Source organism: Allobranchiibius sp. GilTou73 (genome assembly GCF_021391335.1).
GTDB classification, from domain to species: domain Bacteria; phylum Actinomycetota; class Actinomycetes; order Actinomycetales; family Dermatophilaceae; genus Allobranchiibius; species Allobranchiibius huperziae.
This window is the reverse complement of the sequence record NZ_CP090051.1, coordinates 3,023,883-3,038,130: the sequence shown is the minus strand read 5'-3', so window position 1 is coordinate 3,038,130 and position 14,248 is coordinate 3,023,883. Positions and strand designations below refer to the sequence as shown.

At 69.8% G+C, this 14,248-nt stretch carries 17 protein-coding genes and 1 tRNA gene; 12 read left to right on the top strand and 6 right to left on the bottom strand.

The features are described 5' to 3' along the window. Positions 1–37: 37 nt before the first annotated feature. The 4 genes from obgE to LVQ62_RS14970 are packed head-to-tail and all read left to right on the top strand — an operon-like array spanning position 38 to position 4,873. Positions 38–1,588 carry a GTPase ObgE gene (gene obgE, locus LVQ62_RS14985; RefSeq protein ID WP_208050857.1) on the top strand — a complete coding sequence of 517 codons (1,551 nt, stop codon included), beginning with the start codon at positions 38–40 and terminating at the stop codon, positions 1,586–1,588. Beyond that, positions 1,578–2,723: a glutamate 5-kinase gene (gene proB / locus LVQ62_RS14980; RefSeq protein ID WP_233762795.1), complete on the top strand. Its 1,146-nt coding sequence runs from the start codon at positions 1,578–1,580 to the stop codon at positions 2,721–2,723. Before obgE ends, proB begins: the two co-directional genes overlap by 11 nt. Further along, the gene (locus LVQ62_RS14975; protein ID WP_233762793.1) at positions 2,720–3,547 is read left to right on the top strand and encodes a DedA family protein; all 828 of its coding nucleotides are present in this window, start codon (positions 2,720–2,722) and stop codon (positions 3,545–3,547) included. Before proB ends, LVQ62_RS14975 begins: the two co-directional genes overlap by 4 nt. Positions 3,548–3,589: 42 nt before the next feature. Beyond that, entirely contained in the window at positions 3,590–4,873 is a 1,284-nt protein-coding gene (locus LVQ62_RS14970; RefSeq protein ID WP_233762791.1) for a glutamate-5-semialdehyde dehydrogenase, read from the top strand. On the opposite strand, the gene LVQ62_RS14965 is transcribed toward LVQ62_RS14970, so the two are convergent. Next, on the bottom strand, positions 4,870–5,886 hold the full coding sequence (locus tag LVQ62_RS14965; RefSeq protein ID WP_233762788.1) for a glycosyltransferase family 2 protein: 1,017 nt from the start codon (positions 5,884–5,886) through the stop codon (positions 4,870–4,872). The two genes, LVQ62_RS14970 and LVQ62_RS14965, sit on opposite strands and share 4 nt — an antisense overlap. A gap of 62 nt (positions 5,887–5,948) precedes the next feature. Between LVQ62_RS14965 and LVQ62_RS14960 the strand changes: the two genes are divergently transcribed. From LVQ62_RS14960 to LVQ62_RS14935, 6 genes are all read left to right on the top strand, one after another. Beyond that, positions 5,949–6,143 (top strand): hypothetical protein, encoded by a 195-nt coding sequence (locus tag LVQ62_RS14960; RefSeq protein ID WP_179479892.1) that lies wholly within the window; start codon positions 5,949–5,951, stop codon positions 6,141–6,143. 2 nt (positions 6,144–6,145) lie between these two features. Beyond that, positions 6,146–6,748: a nicotinate-nucleotide adenylyltransferase gene (gene nadD, locus LVQ62_RS14955; RefSeq protein ID WP_255696564.1), complete on the top strand. Its 603-nt coding sequence runs from the start codon at positions 6,146–6,148 to the stop codon at positions 6,746–6,748. Next, on the top strand, positions 6,749–7,105 hold the full coding sequence (rsfS, locus tag LVQ62_RS14950) for a ribosome silencing factor (protein WP_208050852.1): 357 nt from the start codon (positions 6,749–6,751) through the stop codon (positions 7,103–7,105). Continuing rightward, positions 7,102–7,764, top strand: a complete 663-nt coding sequence (locus tag LVQ62_RS14945; protein WP_233762784.1) for a histidine phosphatase family protein — start codon at positions 7,102–7,104, stop codon at positions 7,762–7,764. The genes rsfS and LVQ62_RS14945 overlap by 4 nt, the downstream gene beginning before the upstream one ends. After that, positions 7,761–8,279 (top strand): DUF4442 domain-containing protein, encoded by a 519-nt coding sequence (locus LVQ62_RS14940; protein ID WP_179479899.1) that lies wholly within the window; start codon positions 7,761–7,763, stop codon positions 8,277–8,279. The genes LVQ62_RS14945 and LVQ62_RS14940 overlap by 4 nt, the downstream gene beginning before the upstream one ends. Before the next feature lie 69 nt (positions 8,280–8,348). Next, positions 8,349–8,421: transfer RNA gene (locus LVQ62_RS14935), tRNA-Ala, on the top strand. A 54-nt stretch (positions 8,422–8,475) separates the two neighbouring features. Here the strand turns inward: LVQ62_RS14935 and LVQ62_RS14930 are convergent. Together LVQ62_RS14930 and LVQ62_RS14925 are read right to left on the bottom strand one after the other, a co-directional pair. Beyond that, complete coding sequence (locus LVQ62_RS14930) at positions 8,476–8,727, bottom strand: DUF4242 domain-containing protein (protein WP_233762782.1); 252 nt, start codon at positions 8,725–8,727, stop codon at positions 8,476–8,478. A 108-nt stretch (positions 8,728–8,835) separates the two neighbouring features. After that, positions 8,836–9,867: an aldo/keto reductase gene (locus LVQ62_RS14925; RefSeq protein WP_233762780.1), complete on the bottom strand. Its 1,032-nt coding sequence runs from the start codon at positions 9,865–9,867 to the stop codon at positions 8,836–8,838. Positions 9,868–9,979: 112 nt separating this feature from the next. Between LVQ62_RS14925 and LVQ62_RS14920 the strand changes: the two genes are divergently transcribed. Continuing rightward, on the top strand, positions 9,980–10,621 hold the full coding sequence (locus tag LVQ62_RS14920; protein WP_233762778.1) for a TetR/AcrR family transcriptional regulator: 642 nt from the start codon (positions 9,980–9,982) through the stop codon (positions 10,619–10,621). On the opposite strand, the gene LVQ62_RS14915 is transcribed toward LVQ62_RS14920, so the two are convergent. Continuing rightward, positions 10,575–11,309: an NADPH-dependent F420 reductase gene (locus tag LVQ62_RS14915; RefSeq protein WP_255696414.1), complete on the bottom strand. Its 735-nt coding sequence runs from the start codon at positions 11,307–11,309 to the stop codon at positions 10,575–10,577. The genes LVQ62_RS14920 and LVQ62_RS14915 overlap by 47 nt on opposite strands. Before the next feature lie 53 nt (positions 11,310–11,362). On the opposite strand from LVQ62_RS14915, the gene LVQ62_RS14910 reads away from it, so the two are divergent. Continuing rightward, positions 11,363–11,704: a helix-turn-helix transcriptional regulator gene (locus tag LVQ62_RS14910; protein ID WP_233762774.1), complete on the top strand. Its 342-nt coding sequence runs from the start codon at positions 11,363–11,365 to the stop codon at positions 11,702–11,704. 63 nt (positions 11,705–11,767) lie between these two features. Here the strand turns inward: LVQ62_RS14910 and LVQ62_RS14905 are convergent, their stop codons facing one another. After that, entirely contained in the window at positions 11,768–12,910 is a 1,143-nt protein-coding gene (locus LVQ62_RS14905) for an acyl-CoA dehydrogenase family protein (protein WP_233762772.1), read from the bottom strand. A 49-nt stretch (positions 12,911–12,959) separates the two neighbouring features. Next, positions 12,960–14,153, bottom strand: a complete 1,194-nt coding sequence (locus LVQ62_RS14900) for an acyl-CoA dehydrogenase family protein (RefSeq protein WP_233762770.1) — start codon at positions 14,151–14,153, stop codon at positions 12,960–12,962. Between the last annotated feature and the right edge of the window lie 95 nt (positions 14,154–14,248).

Sequence of the window (14,248 nt, the reverse complement as noted above, 5' to 3'; positions counted from 1 at the left end):
GGACCCGCCCCCGATTTTTCTTTGAAGGAGTACCTCCGTGGCCACTAATTTCGTCGATCGCGTGCAGTTGCATGTGGGTGCGGGCAGTGGTGGTCACGGCGTCGCGTCCGTGAAACGCGAGAAGTTCAAGCCGCTCGGTGGACCGGACGGCGGCAACGGTGGCCGTGGCGGGGACGTCGTCCTCGAGGTCGACCCGCAGTCGACGACCCTGCTGGAGTACCACCGCAGTCCGCACCGTGTCGCCGGCAACGGCCGTCCCGGCGCCGGTGACGAGCGCAACGGCGCCGACGGCGAAGATCTGGTGCTGCCGGTCCCGGAGGGCACGGTCGTGACCAACGGTCAGGGCACGGTGCTGGCCGATCTGGTAGGGATGGGCACCCGCTACATCGTCGCGCGCGGCGGTCGCGGCGGCCTGGGCAACAAGTCGCTGGCCTCGCCGCGTCGTAAGGCGCCCGGGTTCGCGCTGCTGGGGGAGCCGGGGGACGCGCTCGACATCGTGCTGGAGCTGAAGACGCTCGCCGATGTGGCGCTGATCGGATTCCCGTCCGCCGGCAAGTCCAGCCTGGTGTCGGTGATGTCGGCGGCCAAGCCGAAGATCGCCGACTACCCCTTCACCACGCTGGTGCCGAACCTGGGCGTCGTGACCGCCGGGTCCCTGAGGTACACGATCGCCGACGTCCCGGGTCTGATCCCCGGCGCGAGCCAGGGCAAGGGCCTCGGGCTGGAGTTCCTGCGGCACGTGGAGCGCTGCTCGGTGCTCGCCCACGTCGTCGACTGCGCCACGCTGGAACCGGACCGCGATCCCATGTCGGATCTGGACGCCATCGAGCACGAGCTCTCGGAGTACGTCGCGGACGACTCCCTCGGCGGCCGGCCGCTGTCCGAGCGCACCCGCATCGTGATCCTGAACAAGGCCGACGTACCGGACGCCCAGGAGCTGGCCGAGATGGTGCGACCGGACCTGGAGGCCCGCGGACTGCAGGTGTTCATCGTCTCGGCCGCCTCGCACGTGGGCCTGCGGGAGTTGAGCTTCGCGCTCGCCGCGCACGTACAGGAGGCCCGCGCCGAGGCCGCCGAGATCGTGCCCCAGCGGATCGTGTTGCGCCCCCGGGCCGTGGACGACTCCGGCTTCGAGGTGCGCCGCGAGAACACGCCGGACGGCGAGCTCTTCCGGATCGTGGGCGACAGGCCCACCCGGTGGGTGCGTCAGACGGACTTCGCCAACGACGAGGCCGTCGGCTACCTCGCCGACCGCCTGGCGCGGCTCGGCGTGGAGGACGCGCTCTTCAAGGCCGGCGCCGTGCCCGGGTCGACCGTGCTCATCGGGCCGGTCGAGAACTCCGTGGTCTTCGACTGGGAGCCGACGATGGCCGCCGGCGCGGAACTGCTGGGCGCGCGCGGCAGTGACCTGCGGCTCGACGAGCCGGCCCGCCCGACCCGCGCCGAGCGGCGTGATCAGTTCCACGCCCGCAAGGACGGCCAGCGCGAGGCCCGCGAGGATCTGGCCGCCGAACGACGCGCCGAGGTCTGGACCCACCGCGATCCCGTCGAGGTGACCGAGTCGGCGGATTCCGACGATGACGGCTGAGGACGAGCAGGGGCTGCGGCAGCGACTCGCAGCTGCCTCGCCCCTGGTCGTCAAGGTCGGTTCCAGCTCGCTGACCGATGCCCGCGGGCGCCTCGACCTCGCCGCGCTCACCGCGCTGGTGGACACCCTGGCAGCGCACCGCGCCGCGGGACGTTCGGTCGTGCTGGTCTCCTCCGGCGCCATCGCGGCCGGGATGGCGCCCCTGGACCTGCCGCGGCGGCCCAGCGACCTGCCGACCCAGCAGGCCGCGGCGAGCGTCGGGCAGGGAGTGCTGCTCGCGGCGTACACCGCGGCGTTCGCGGCGCGCGGCCTGGTCGTCGGGCAGGTGCTGCTGACCGCCGACGACGTGACCCGGCGCGGTCACTACCTGAACGCGCGGCGCACCCTCGAGCGACTGCTGGCGATGGGCGTGGTGCCGGTCGTCAACGAGAACGACACGGTCGCCACGCAGGAGATCCGCTTCGGTGACAACGACCGGCTCGCCGCGCTGGTCGCGCAGCTCATCGACGCGCACGGCCTGCTGCTGCTCTCCGACGTCGACGCGCTCTACGACGGTCCGCCGTCGCTGCCCGGGAGCGTGCGCGTGCCGTTCGTCCCGACGGTCGACGCGCTGCAGGACGTGCGGATCGGCGGGTCGGAGTCGGGAGTCGGCACCGGCGGCATGGTGACCAAGGTGGAAGCGGCTGCGATCGCGACCTCGGCCGGTGTGCCCACGCTGCTCACCTCCGCCACCCAGGCCCGTGCCGCCCTGTCGTCGGCCGACGTGGGCACGGTCTTCGCGCCGACCCGCGGCCGTGGCCGCGCCCGAAGGATCTGGCTCGAGCACGCGACCGCTCCCCAGGGCCGGCTGGTGCTCGACGACGGAGCGGTCGCCGCGGTCACGGAGCGGCGTAAGTCGTTGCTGCCCGCCGGGATCCGTGCCGTGGAGGGAACCTTCAGCACCGGTGACGCCGTTGACGTCGTGGACCCCTCCGGTGGGGTGGTCGCACGGGGGCTGGTGAACTACGACTCCCGCGAGCTGCCCGCTCTGCTGGGGCGGGGCACCAAGGAGCTCGCCCGGGAGCTCGGGCCCGCGTACGAACGTGAAGTGATCCATCGCGACGATCTCGTGGTGCTGAGCAGGAGGCGTCGATGAGTGGCACCGATCCGTGGTCGGCACGCCCCGATCTGCCGCCGGGGCAGAAGCCGCCGGACGCGGTGGACCTGACCAAGCCCGTGCGCCAGAGGGTCCGCTCGGAGCCCGGCGAACTTCCGCCCGTCGAGGAGGACGCGCCCCGGGAATGGTGGGACGACCCGCGGATGCCATGGACCGGCAAACCCGGACGCAAGGACCTCTGGTGCTGGGGGTGCATCGCGGTCCTCGGCATCTACGGCCTGGCCACGCTGCCCCTGCGCGCCTTCCTGCTCGGCCTCAACACCTACGCCCTCGCGGCATTCAGCGGCTCCAACATCGCGATGGTCGACATCGGCGCCCGGTTGCGCACCGGGCACGAGCCGTACTGGTGGGTCGGCCTGCTGATGGCCGCTCTCACGTCGATCAAGTTCGACTGGATCTTCTGGTGGGCCGGGCGCCTGTGGGGGCACGGCATCATCGAGGTGGTCGCAGGGCGATCGCGCTGGGCTGCCCGGACGGCGGCCATCGCCGAACGACTGGCGAAGCGGTTCGGCGGTCCGGCGGTGTTCCTGGTCTGGTTCGTGCCCTTCCTGCCCTCCGCCATCGTCAACGCGTTCGTCGGCGACGTGGGCATGCGGCTGCGCAGGTTCCTGCTGATCGACTTCGCGGCCGCCATCGTCTACCGGGGGATCTGGATGTACGCCGGTTATCGGATCGGCGCTCCCGCCAAGGACTTCGTGCACACCCTGTCCCGCTACAGCACCTACCTCACGTACGCCACGATCGCGATCGTGGTGGTCGGCACCATCGTGCGCAGCCGTCGGCAGCCGGTCCGCCGCACCTGAGATGCACCCGTGGGGTGGACAGACCCGCCCTAGAATCGCGCCATGACGACCACGCAGACGAGCACCGCGGACGCCCGTGTACGCGCCGCGGGGGAGCGCGCCCACGCGGCGAGCCGCCGCCTCGCGCTGCTGTCGCGAGCCGAGAAGGACGCGGCGCTCATGGCGCTGGCCGACGCGGTCGTGGCGGCGAGCGACGACATCGTGCGCGCCAACGCCTCCGACCTGCGCCGCGGCGCCGAGGCCGACATGCCCCAGAGCCTGCAGGACCGCCTGCGGCTGACCCCCGGACGGGTGGAGGCCATCGCGGCCGCCCTGCGTGACCTGGCCGGACTCGCCGACCCGGTCGGCGAGGTCGTCCGCGGCTCGACCCTGCCCAACGGTCTGCAGATCCGTCAGGTCCGGGTGCCGATGGGCGTCGTCGGGATGATCTACGAGGCCCGCCCCAACGTCACCGTCGATGCGGCCGGCCTCGGCCTGAAGAGCGGCAACGCGATGATCCTGCGCGGCGGCTCCGCGTCCGCCGACAGCAATGCCGTCCTGGTGGCGACGATGCGGCGCGCCCTGGAGGAACGCGACCTCCCGGCGGACGCGGTGCAGTTGCTCTCCGGCGGCCGCGACGAGGTCACCGCGCTGATCACGGCACGCGGGCTGGTCGATCTGGTCATCCCGCGTGGTGGCGCGGACCTGATCCGGACGGTGGTCCTCGGCGCGACGGTGCCGGTGATCGAGACGGGCATCGGCAACTGCCACGTGTACGTCGATGCCGGCGCCGACCCGGTGATGGCCCGCGACATCGCCCTCAACGCCAAGACCCAGCGGCCCAGCGTCTGCAACGCCGCCGAGTCGCTGCTCGTGCACCGCGATGCGGCGGACGCGGTACTCCCAGGGCTCCTCGCGGACCTGCACGACGCGGGGGTGGTCCTGGACCTCGACGCGCGCGCTGCGGCGTACGCCGACCGGTCCGGCACGCCGTACCGCGCGGTGACCGAGCAGGCCTGGGCGGCGGAGTTCCACGGGCTGGAGATCAGTGTGGGAGTGCTCGACTCGCTCGAGGACGCGATCGCGCACATCGACCGTTACGGCACCGGTCACACCGAGGTCATCGTCACCGAGGACCGGGCGCGGGCCCGGCAGTTCGTCGCACAGGTGGACGCCGCGGTGGTCATGGTGAACGCGTCGAGCCGTTTCACCGACGGCGGGGAGTTCGGCTTCGGCGCCGAGATCGGCATCTCCACCCAGAAGCTGCACGCCCGCGGCCCGATGGCGCTGCAGGAGCTGACCAGCACCAAATGGGTCGTCGAGGGCGACGGACAGATCCGGTGCTAGAACTCCGCGGACGGGTGACGCGTCGCCGTCTCCGAGGGGAGCAGCGCCTCCCCGGACGTCGGCCCGGAGCGGCCGCTCTGGTCCGCGATGAGCGAGTCGTACGCGACGTAGTACGTCGGCCGGCCCTGCAGGCTCGCGTGGATGCGTCCGACGTACTCCCCGAGGATGCCCAGACACAGCAGCTGCAGGCCGGCGAAACCGGCCACGATGACCACGGTCGAGGGCCACCCCGAGACGGCGTCACCCTCCAGTTTGCGGACCACGGCGAGCACCAGCATCGCGAAGGCGAGCACGAAGCCGCCCAACCCGAACCAGGTGGCGAAGCGCAGGGGGGCCTGGGAGAAGCCGGTGATGGAGTCGAGGGTCAGTCGGAGCATCTTGCCGAGCGGGTACTTCGAACTGCCCGCCGCGCGCTCGTCGCGCCGGTAGCCGACCGACGCGGAAGGGAAGCCCAGCGTCGGGACGACGAGGCGGATGACGCGGCCGTGGGAGGGCAGCGCGTTCACCGCGTCGACCGTGGCGCGCGACATCATGCGGAAGTCGCCGGCGTCCACGGGAGCATCGACACCGGAGATGCGTCGCATGGTGCGGTAGAAGAGCTTGGCAGTGCCGCGCTTGAAGGCGGTGTCGGTGCTGCGGTCGGTGCGCACGCCGTAGATGACGTCGACCCGTTCACGACGTCCTACGTCGAGCATCTCGGCGATGACCTCGGGCGGATCCTGCAGATCGGCATCGATGGTGACCATCCAGTCGCCCCGCGCGGCGACCAGCCCGGCCGAGATCGCCGCCTGGTGCCCGGAGTTGGTGCGTAGGCGCAGCACCCGCAGCTCCGGCCAGGTCCGCTTCATCCTCTGCAGCGTCGCGGCGGTGAGATCACCGGACCCGTCGTCCACGGCGACCACCTCGTACGTCGCGCCGATCCGGTCGAGCACCGGCCGCAGCCTCTCGACGAACAGCGGGAGGACCGCCTCCTCATTGAACATCGGGACGACGACGGACAGCTCGACTCTCATGGCAGGGTCAGAGTATCCGGCGCGGCTGCGGGATTGCTGAGCTAACCGGCTACGCTGCGGCTATGAAATCCTCGCTCGTCTCCTTCGCGACGGACGACTCGGTGCCCGCGCTCAAAGAGCACGAACTGCCGATGGCGCACCTGGCCTACGGGGCCATCGCGTTCTGTGTCTTCCTGGCGCTCCTCGCGGTGCTGTGGTCCTTCCGCAACACCGCCGGCAAGCCGCGCTCGCAGGCCGGTCGGAAGATCGACCACTGACCATCCGGCTCGGGGTGATGGGCGGCACGTTCGACCCCATCCACCACGGCCACCTGGTCGCCGCCAGTGAGGTCCAGACGCTGCTCGGACTGGACGAGGTGGTCTTCGTGCCCACCGGCCAGCCCTGGCAGAAGGCCAAGCAGCGGGTCACGCCCGCGGAGCACCGCTACCTGATGACGGTGATCGCGACGGCGTCCAACCCCAGGTTCAGCGTCAGCCGGGTCGACATCGACCGCGAGGGTCCGACCTACACCCTGGACACCCTGAAGGACCTGCAGAGCCAGCGGCCGGACGCCGAACTGTTCTTCATCACCGGCGCCGACGCACTGTCGCAGATCCTGTCCTGGCGCGGGGTGGACCAGATGTGGGACATGGCCCAGTTCATCGGTGTGACCCGGCCGGGGCACCTGCTCTCGGACGCGGGGTTGCCGCGGGAACGGGTCATCCTGAAGGAGATCCCGGCGATGGCCATCAGCTCCACCGACTGCCGGCGACGGGTCCGGTCGGGTCAACCGGTCTGGTACCTCGTGCCGGACGGCGTCGTGCAGTACATCGGGAAATACAACCTCTACCGGCCTGGTGCCGGTGAGATCAGGGAGGACTGAGTGGCTGCCACGCAGCAGGCCGTCGATCTGGCCAGGGCCGCCGCCGCGGCCGCGGACGACAAACTCGCGACGTCGGTCATCGCGATCGACGTGAGCGACCAACTGGCCCTCACCGACGTCTTCGTCGTGGCCGCGGCCGGGAACGAACGGCAGATCGCCTCCATCGTCGACGGCGTGCTCGAGCGCCTGCACACCCTCGGCGTGAAGCCGATCCGGCGTGAGGGCCAGCGCGAGGACCGGTGGGTTCTCCTGGACTTCGGCGACATCGTGGTGCACGTGCAACACGAGGAGGAGCGCGACTTCTACGCGCTCGACCGACTGTGGCGTGACTGTCCGGTGATCGAGCTCGAGGCATGAGTACCACCGCCGGTGGGGAGTCCGTGGGCTCCCGGGCGGCGGAGGCGGTCCCACCCCGCCGCATCATCGTGCTGCGGCACGGGCAGACCACCTTCAACGCCGCCGGCATCTGGCAGGGACGCCTGGACGCACCGTTGTCCGACCTCGGCCGGCGGCAGGCGCAGGACGCGGCGGCCGCGCTCACGGCGTACGGCATCGACGTGATCTACACCTCCGACCTCTCACGGGCTCTCGACACCGCTCGGGCCCTCGGCGCGGCCGTCGGGATCGACCCGGTCTGCGACGCGCGGCTGCGCGAGATCGATGTCGGGGAGTGGGCCGGCATGACGACCACCGAGGTCACCGAGCAGTTCCCCGACGAGCAGGCGGCCATCACGGCCGGTGACGACCTGCGACGCGGCCGCACCGGCGAGTCGGTCGCCCACGTGGCGACGCGTGTCGACGCCTTCATCGAGGATGTCGTCTCGACGCTCCCACCCGGCGCGACCATGGCCGTCGTCTCGCACGGTGTCACCGGCCGCGCGCTGGCCGCGCAGCTGGTCGGCATGCAGCAGGGCGTCGCGTGGCACTGCCTGGGCGGCCTGTTCAACTGCCACTGGGCGCAACTCGTCGAGCACCGCTCCGGGTGGCGCATCGAACGCTGGAACGCCGACCGATGAGCGATCAGCCGACGAAGTCGCGCAGACACTTCACCCCGCAACGGCTGAACCGGCTGCTCAACCTGTGGCCGCCGATGCTCGGCGCGGGGATCCGGGTGCAGGAGATCAACGACGACTGGACCCGGGCGCGGGTCAAGCTCGTGCTCACCCGGATCAACCGCAACCAGCACGGGACGGCCTTCGGCGGCTCCATCGGCGCGATGACCGACGCGTTCTACGCGCTGCTGCTCATGCACCAGCTCGGCAAGGACTACAAGGTCTGGGACCAGGCCGCGCAGCTGGAGTACGTCTCACCGGGCACCGGGACCGTCTACGGAGTCTTCGAGGTACCGACCTCGGTCGCCGCACAGATCCGGGAGCGCTGTGACGCGGGGGAGAAGGTGCTGCACTGGTTCGAGGTCGACCTGACCCTCGCCGACGGCACCGTCGTCGCCCGTGCGCGCCGTCAGGTTTACGCGCGCAAGAAGCGCGAGGCGATGGAGCGGGACACGCCAGAAGGGGTTGGATCGGCTTGATACGACGCCGATTTGGCTCGCGCTGAGGCGCCGGATAGAGTGTGCCGGTCGTCCACTGCGGTGGACCACGGGGCTGTGGCGCAGTTGGTAGCGCACTTCCATGGCATGGAAGGGGTCAGGGGTTCGAATCCCCTCAGCTCCACTTCACACGAGAAGTCCCGGACCACGTGGTCCGGGACTTCTCTCGTGCGGGAGGCTATTCGCCCTCGTGCACCTCGTACACGTCGTCGGCGACCAGGCCATGGGCCTCGCGGTGCACCGTCGATGCGGCCTCCGCCGACGGCGCGTCGACGAGGCAGAAGATCTTGCCCTGCTTCTCATCGACCCAGTAGCGCAGGTACTTCACGTCGTGCTCGTCCTGGGTCGCGAGGTCGGCGGCGTGGGCCTTCGCCACGTCCTCGACGCTCACACCTCCGTCGATCGAGTGGACGTCCATGAATCGAGGCATCGGTGACTCCTTGAGATGGTTCCGGAGCATCCAACGTACGACGGCGTGGCGCACCGTCGACCCCTCCATCAGCACAGGTCCGGCCAGTTGGTGGTCAGTGACCTGCACTCAGGCGGCGGTGCGTTCCTCGATGGGGCGTCGGCGCAGCCTCGGGTCCACGAGGGCAGGTGGGTTGTAGCTCATCTGCAGGTGGCCGACATCGGTGCCGGGCGGGACGATCTCGTCGATGCGGTCGAGGATGTCGTCGCCCAGCTCGATCTCGGCGCCGGCGAGGGAGTCTTCCAAGTGCTCGATCGTGCGTGGTCCGAGCAGGGCGGACGTCACGCCCGGGTGGGCGATCGCGAACGCCATCGCCAAATGCGTTAGCGACATACCGAATTCGTCGGCGAGCGGGATGAGCCGCTCGACGATGTCGATGCGCCGCTCGTCGCGGAGGTGCGCGTAGTAGGTGCCGCTGCGGGTGAGCTCAGATTCTCGGCCCTTGCGAACGCGGCCGGTGAGTAATCCCTGCGCAAGAGGGCTGTAGACGATGGTGCCGATGCCGTAACGGCCCGCGACCGGAAGGACGTCGCGCTCGACCGCCCGGTTCAGGATCGAGTACGTCGGTTGTTCGCTGCGAAACCGTTGCAATCCCCGGCGTTCGGAGATCCACTGCGCTTCGACGATCTCGGCGGCAGGGAACTTGGACGTGCCGATCGCGCGTACCTTCCCGGCCTGCACAAGGTCCGTGAGCGCGGCCAGCGTCTCCTCGAGGTCGGACGCGGCGTCGAGGTAGTGGTACTGGTAGAGGTCGATGTAGTCGGTCTGCAGTCTGCGTAGCGAGTTCTCGACGGCGGCAAGGATCCAGCGGCGCGACCCGCCCCGGCGGTTCGGGTCGTCCCCGCCCATGGGGTTGGAGAATTTGGTGGCGAGCACGACGTTGTCGCGCCGCGCCTTGATCGCCTTACCGACGATCTCCTCGGACTCGCCGAGGGAGTACACGTCGGCTGTATCGATGAGGTTGATGCCGGCATCGAGGGCAGCGTGGACGATTCGGATCGAGTCGTCATGGTCGGTGTTGCTCATCGCGCCGAAGTTCATGGCGCCAAGGGCGTACGGGCTGACCTTGATACCGGTCCTTCCGAGTGAGCGGTAATGCATGGCCCATCTCCTTCCGGCACCGTAAAGTGCTAGAGACAACCTAAATGGGACATCGTCCCGGATAGGATCCGAACATACGGGACAATGTCCCGTTTACGCAAGGAGCTCACCCGTGCCGCGTGCCGATGCGCAGCGAAACGCCGATGCATTGCTCGCTGCCGCCGAGGAGGAGTTCGCCTCCCACGGCGTCGATGTCAACGTACGCGCCATCGCCGCTCGAGCCGGCGTGGGTACGGCCACCCTGTACCGGCACTACCCGCGGCGCTCGGACCTGATCAGTGCGGTGTTCCAGCGCGAGGTGGACGTCTGCGTGAGCCAGGCGTCGCACCTTGCCGCGGCACACGACCCGGGTACGGCGGTCAGGCTCTGGATCGAGCACTACGCGCAGTTCATCGTGACCAAGCCCGGCCTTGCGGCCGCCCTGCATTTCGGCGACCCCGCCTTTCGGGAGTTGTCCGGGTACTTCCAGCGTCACCTCGGCCCGGTCCTGCAAACCCTCCTCGACGCGGCCGCTGCGGCCGGGGCCATTCGAGATGGTGTCGACCCACTGGACCTGCTGGGCGCGGTCGCGAAGCTCTGCATCCCGCCCATCGGCACACGACGACTCCCGCTCGGAGCGGATGGTCGCCATGCTTCTGGACGGCCTGCAATGCAGGGCGAACCCGGATCGGGCTCGGGGCCCTGCAATCTGAACCTCGCTCGCAGTCCTATCGAGGGTCTGAGTAGCTGCCGGGGCTGTCAGGGGTCGCGGTGAAGGCCTCCGGGCGCTCGCGAGGCGCGTCGGCGAGGGCGGCGCGGACGCCGGCGACGTCGAGGTCGGTCGTGTAGACCGGGGTGCCCGGCTGCTGGCGCCACGAGTCGGCGATCGAGCCCGCGTCCACCGGGTCGAAGCCGAGGGCGTCGACCAGCTCCTGCACCACCTTCTTGGCGTCCGCGTCGTCGCCCGCGATCGGCAGCGCGATGCGCCCGTCGGCGCCCTGCGGCTGCCCCTCGTCCTGCAGGTGCGCGGCGAAGATGTTGTTGAAGGCCTTGACGACCGGGTGCCCGATCCGGTCCTGCACCCAGGCGCTTTCCACGGTGCCGCTCTCGAGGGCCGCGATCCGGCCGTCGCGTTCGCGCGGGTAGTAGTTGCCGGTGTCGACGACCACGACGTCGTCCGAGACGTCGGCGAAGAGGCCGGCCGGCAACGACTCGATCTTGGCCTGGGGAATGGTGACGACGATCAGGTCCTTGTCCTTGACGGCGTCCTGCACGGTGACCGCGCTCGCGCCGGTCTCGGAGGCCAACTCCTGCAGCGTCTGAGGCCCGCGCGAGTTGGCGACCTGCACGTCGTGCCCGAGGGGCACGAGCCCGCGCACGAGGGCTCCGCCGATGTTGCCGGCTCCGATGATCCCGATCCGCATGATGCGACCTTCCGTAGATGTTCGGTGTGCTGCGAACATAGCACCGACGTCAGGAACAGTCGACGGTCGTCGAACATGAGATGCTGAGACGCATGGCGAGCAGGAGATCCGCCCCCCTCATCCACCCCGAGCAGCAGGACATCGACCTGTCCCGGGTGATGGCGGCGCTGAGTGACCCCGTGCGGCTGGGCATCGTCTCGGCCCTGGACGGCATCGACCGTGGAGTGCCCTGCTGCTCCCTCGAGGTGCCGGTCGGCAAGTCGACCGCCAGTCACCACTTCCGGGTACTGCGCGAGGCCGGCGTGCTCCGGCAGTCCGACGAGGGCACCCGCAGGATGAACCAGGTACGCCGCGCGGATCTGGACGCCCGCTTCCCCGGACTGCTCGACCTGGCGCTCGCGCACGGCCGGGAGGCGCCGGTGCAGGTGCGCTGAAAACGCCTCGGGCACACAGCTATCGCTGTGTGCCCGAGGCGTCGTCGATGTGCGCTGCCGAGGTCAGCTCCGCACGACCGTCGGCGCGGTGAGCGGCGAACCGGACTTCAGGACCCGCCGGCGGGCGGCGGCGACCCCGCCGTACGACTGCTCGATGGAGGTCAGGCGTGCCGCGTAATGGCTGATCGGGGTCTCGAAGGTCATGCCGATACCGCCGTGCAACTGCACGACCTCCTCGGCGACCACACGGGCGGCCTGGGCGATGTAGACGAACGCGTCGTCCGCCGTGGCGTCCACATCGGTGTCGTCGGTCTGCGCGTCCCGCTCGAGGCTGGCGGTCGCCCACAGCGCGACCGAGCGGGCGAGTTCAACCTCGGCGTAGAGGTCGGCGGCGCGGTGCACCAGGGCCTGGAACGTCGACAGCGTCACGCCGAACTGCTTGCGCGACTTCAGGTAGTCGACCGTCACCTTGCTCGCGCGGTCCATCAGGCCCACGGCCTCGGCGAGCACCGCGATGCGGGCGCGGGCGACGCCGGCGTCGAAGGCGCGGCGACCCTGGTCACCGGCGGAGCCTAAGAGAGTGGCGGGCGTTCCCTCGAAGGTGACCCGTGAGACCCGGGTCCAATCGGCGGTGCGGCCGTCCGTGCGGGTGATCCCCTCGGCGTCGCCGTTCACCAGGTAGACGCCGAAGCCGGCGTCACCGGACGCGGTCACGAGCAGCCACTTGGCCTGATCGGCGTGTGCGACAGCGGTCTTCGTGCCCGACAGGGTGACCTTGTCACCATCGCCGGTCGCGGTGGTGGCGGGTGCGGCGTCCCAGACGCGGCCGGGCTCGGAGTGCGCGACGGCGGCGATCGCCTCGCCGGCGGCCAGCGCGCTCAGGACCTCGTCCGGCGCGGAGCCGCTCGCGGACAGCAGCCACGACGGCAGGTAGACGCCGTCGAGGAAGGGCTCGATGGCGGCGTTCTGGCCGAGCGCGTAGAGCGCGGCGTAGACCTCGCCCGCGCCGGCGTCCAGGCCGTCGTGCTCCTCGTCGATGGTGAGCGCGCTCGCGCCGATCTCCGCCAGGGTCGAGAAGAGCTTCTCGTCCCAGCCGACATCGCTGGCCGCGGCCTTGCCGCGGAACTCGGCGGTGTACTTGCGGGCAAGCGCGTCGTCGATGCTCTCGGCGAAGGCTTCTTGGTCTTCGTTCAGTGTCAGGTCCATCAGATGCTCTCGTTCGTCGTGTCGAAGGGGTCTGCCGGCGTCCTGCGGGTCACAGACCCAGGACCGCCTTGGCGATGACGCCACGCTGGATCTCGTTGGAACCACCGAAGATCGACAGCTTGCGCATGTTGAGGTACTGCAAGGCGGCCGTACTCGCGGCGTGCTCGCTGCTCAGGCCGACCGGTGTGCCGTCGGTGCCCTCGGTGTCCCCGACGAGCACGGAGTCGGTGCCGCCGGCATCCAGTCGCAGCGCGGTGAGGCTCTGCAGCAGTCGGGTGCCCTCGAGCTTCAACAGGGAGGACGCCGGGTCCGGTTTGCCGTCGGCCGAGGCGCCTGCGACGCGCAACTGGGTCGCCTCCAGAGCGAGCAGCCGCATCTTGGCGGTGTGCAGCCGGGAACGGAAGTCCGGGTCGTCGGCGAGGGTGCCCTCTTCGACGTCGGTCTCCTTGGCGGCGTCGACCAGCTCGGCGAAGACCCGCTGGCTCGTGCCCACCTGGGCGATGCCGTTGCGCTCGTTGCCGAGCAGGAACTTGGCGTAGGTCCAGCCCTTGTTCTCCTCGCCGACCAGGTTGGAGACCGGCACGCGGACATTGTCGAAGAAGAACTCGTTGACCTCGACGCTGCCGTCGATCAGCTTGATCGGGCGGCGCTCGATGCCCGGGGTCTTCATGTCGACCAGGATGAAGGAGATGCCCTGCTGCTTGCGCTCGGCACCGGGGTTGGTGCGGGCGAGCAGGAACATCCAGTCGCCGTACTGGCCCAGCGTGGTCCAGGTCTTCTGGCCGTTGATGACGTACTCGTCACCGTCGCGGATCGCGGTGGTTTTGAGGCCGGCGAGGTCCGAGCCGGCTTCCGGCTCCGAGAAGCCCTGCGACCACCAGATGTCCAGGTTGGCCGTGGCCGGCAGGAACTTCTCCTTCTGCTCCTGGCTTCCGAACTCGGCGATGATCGGCCCGACCATGCTCACGTTGAAGGCCAGGGGAGTGGGCACCGCGGCCCGCTGCAGTTCGGAGGCGTAGATGTTCTGCTGCGTCGCGGTCCACTTCTTGCCACCCCACTGGGTCGGCCAGTGCGGCACGGCCAGCCCGTGCTCGTGCAGGATCCGCTGGCTCGCCACGATGTCCTCGCGGCTGATCTGCCCCCGCACCACCCGTTCGCGGATCTCGGCCGGCACCTTCTCGTAGAAGACGGTGCGCAGTTCGTCGCGGAACTGCTGCTCCTCGGGCGTGTATTCCAGATCCATCGGGGTCCTTCCAGGGTTGGTCCGGCGTGGCGATCTCTCCAGGCAGCATCTCACTTCCCGTACGCGCCGGTAGCATCACCCGGGGTAGGACGGAG

Coding starts and splice junctions, on each gene's coding strand:
- LVQ62_RS14975 (WP_233762793.1), top strand. CDS start 2,720: ATGAGTGGCACCGATCCGTGGTCGGCACGCCCCGATCTGCCGCCGGGG.
- LVQ62_RS14915 (WP_255696414.1), bottom strand. CDS start 11,309: ATGTTCGCAGCACACCGAACATCTACGGAAGGTCGCATCATGCGGATC.
- proB (WP_233762795.1), top strand. CDS start 1,578: ATGACGGCTGAGGACGAGCAGGGGCTGCGGCAGCGACTCGCAGCTGCC.
- LVQ62_RS14970 (WP_233762791.1), top strand. CDS start 3,590: ATGACGACCACGCAGACGAGCACCGCGGACGCCCGTGTACGCGCCGCG.
- LVQ62_RS14910 (WP_233762774.1), top strand. CDS start 11,363: ATGGCGAGCAGGAGATCCGCCCCCCTCATCCACCCCGAGCAGCAGGAC.
- LVQ62_RS14905 (WP_233762772.1), bottom strand. CDS start 12,910: ATGGACCTGACACTGAACGAAGACCAAGAAGCCTTCGCCGAGAGCATC.
- LVQ62_RS14960 (WP_179479892.1), top strand. CDS start 5,949: ATGAAATCCTCGCTCGTCTCCTTCGCGACGGACGACTCGGTGCCCGCG.
- LVQ62_RS14945 (WP_233762784.1), top strand. CDS start 7,102: ATGAGTACCACCGCCGGTGGGGAGTCCGTGGGCTCCCGGGCGGCGGAG.
- LVQ62_RS14900 (WP_233762770.1), bottom strand. CDS start 14,153: ATGGATCTGGAATACACGCCCGAGGAGCAGCAGTTCCGCGACGAACTG.
- LVQ62_RS14925 (WP_233762780.1), bottom strand. CDS start 9,867: ATGCATTACCGCTCACTCGGAAGGACCGGTATCAAGGTCAGCCCGTAC.
- LVQ62_RS14940 (WP_179479899.1), top strand. CDS start 7,761: ATGAGCGATCAGCCGACGAAGTCGCGCAGACACTTCACCCCGCAACGG.
- LVQ62_RS14930 (WP_233762782.1), bottom strand. CDS start 8,727: ATGCCTCGATTCATGGACGTCCACTCGATCGACGGAGGTGTGAGCGTC.
- LVQ62_RS14965 (WP_233762788.1), bottom strand. CDS start 5,886: ATGAGAGTCGAGCTGTCCGTCGTCGTCCCGATGTTCAATGAGGAGGCG.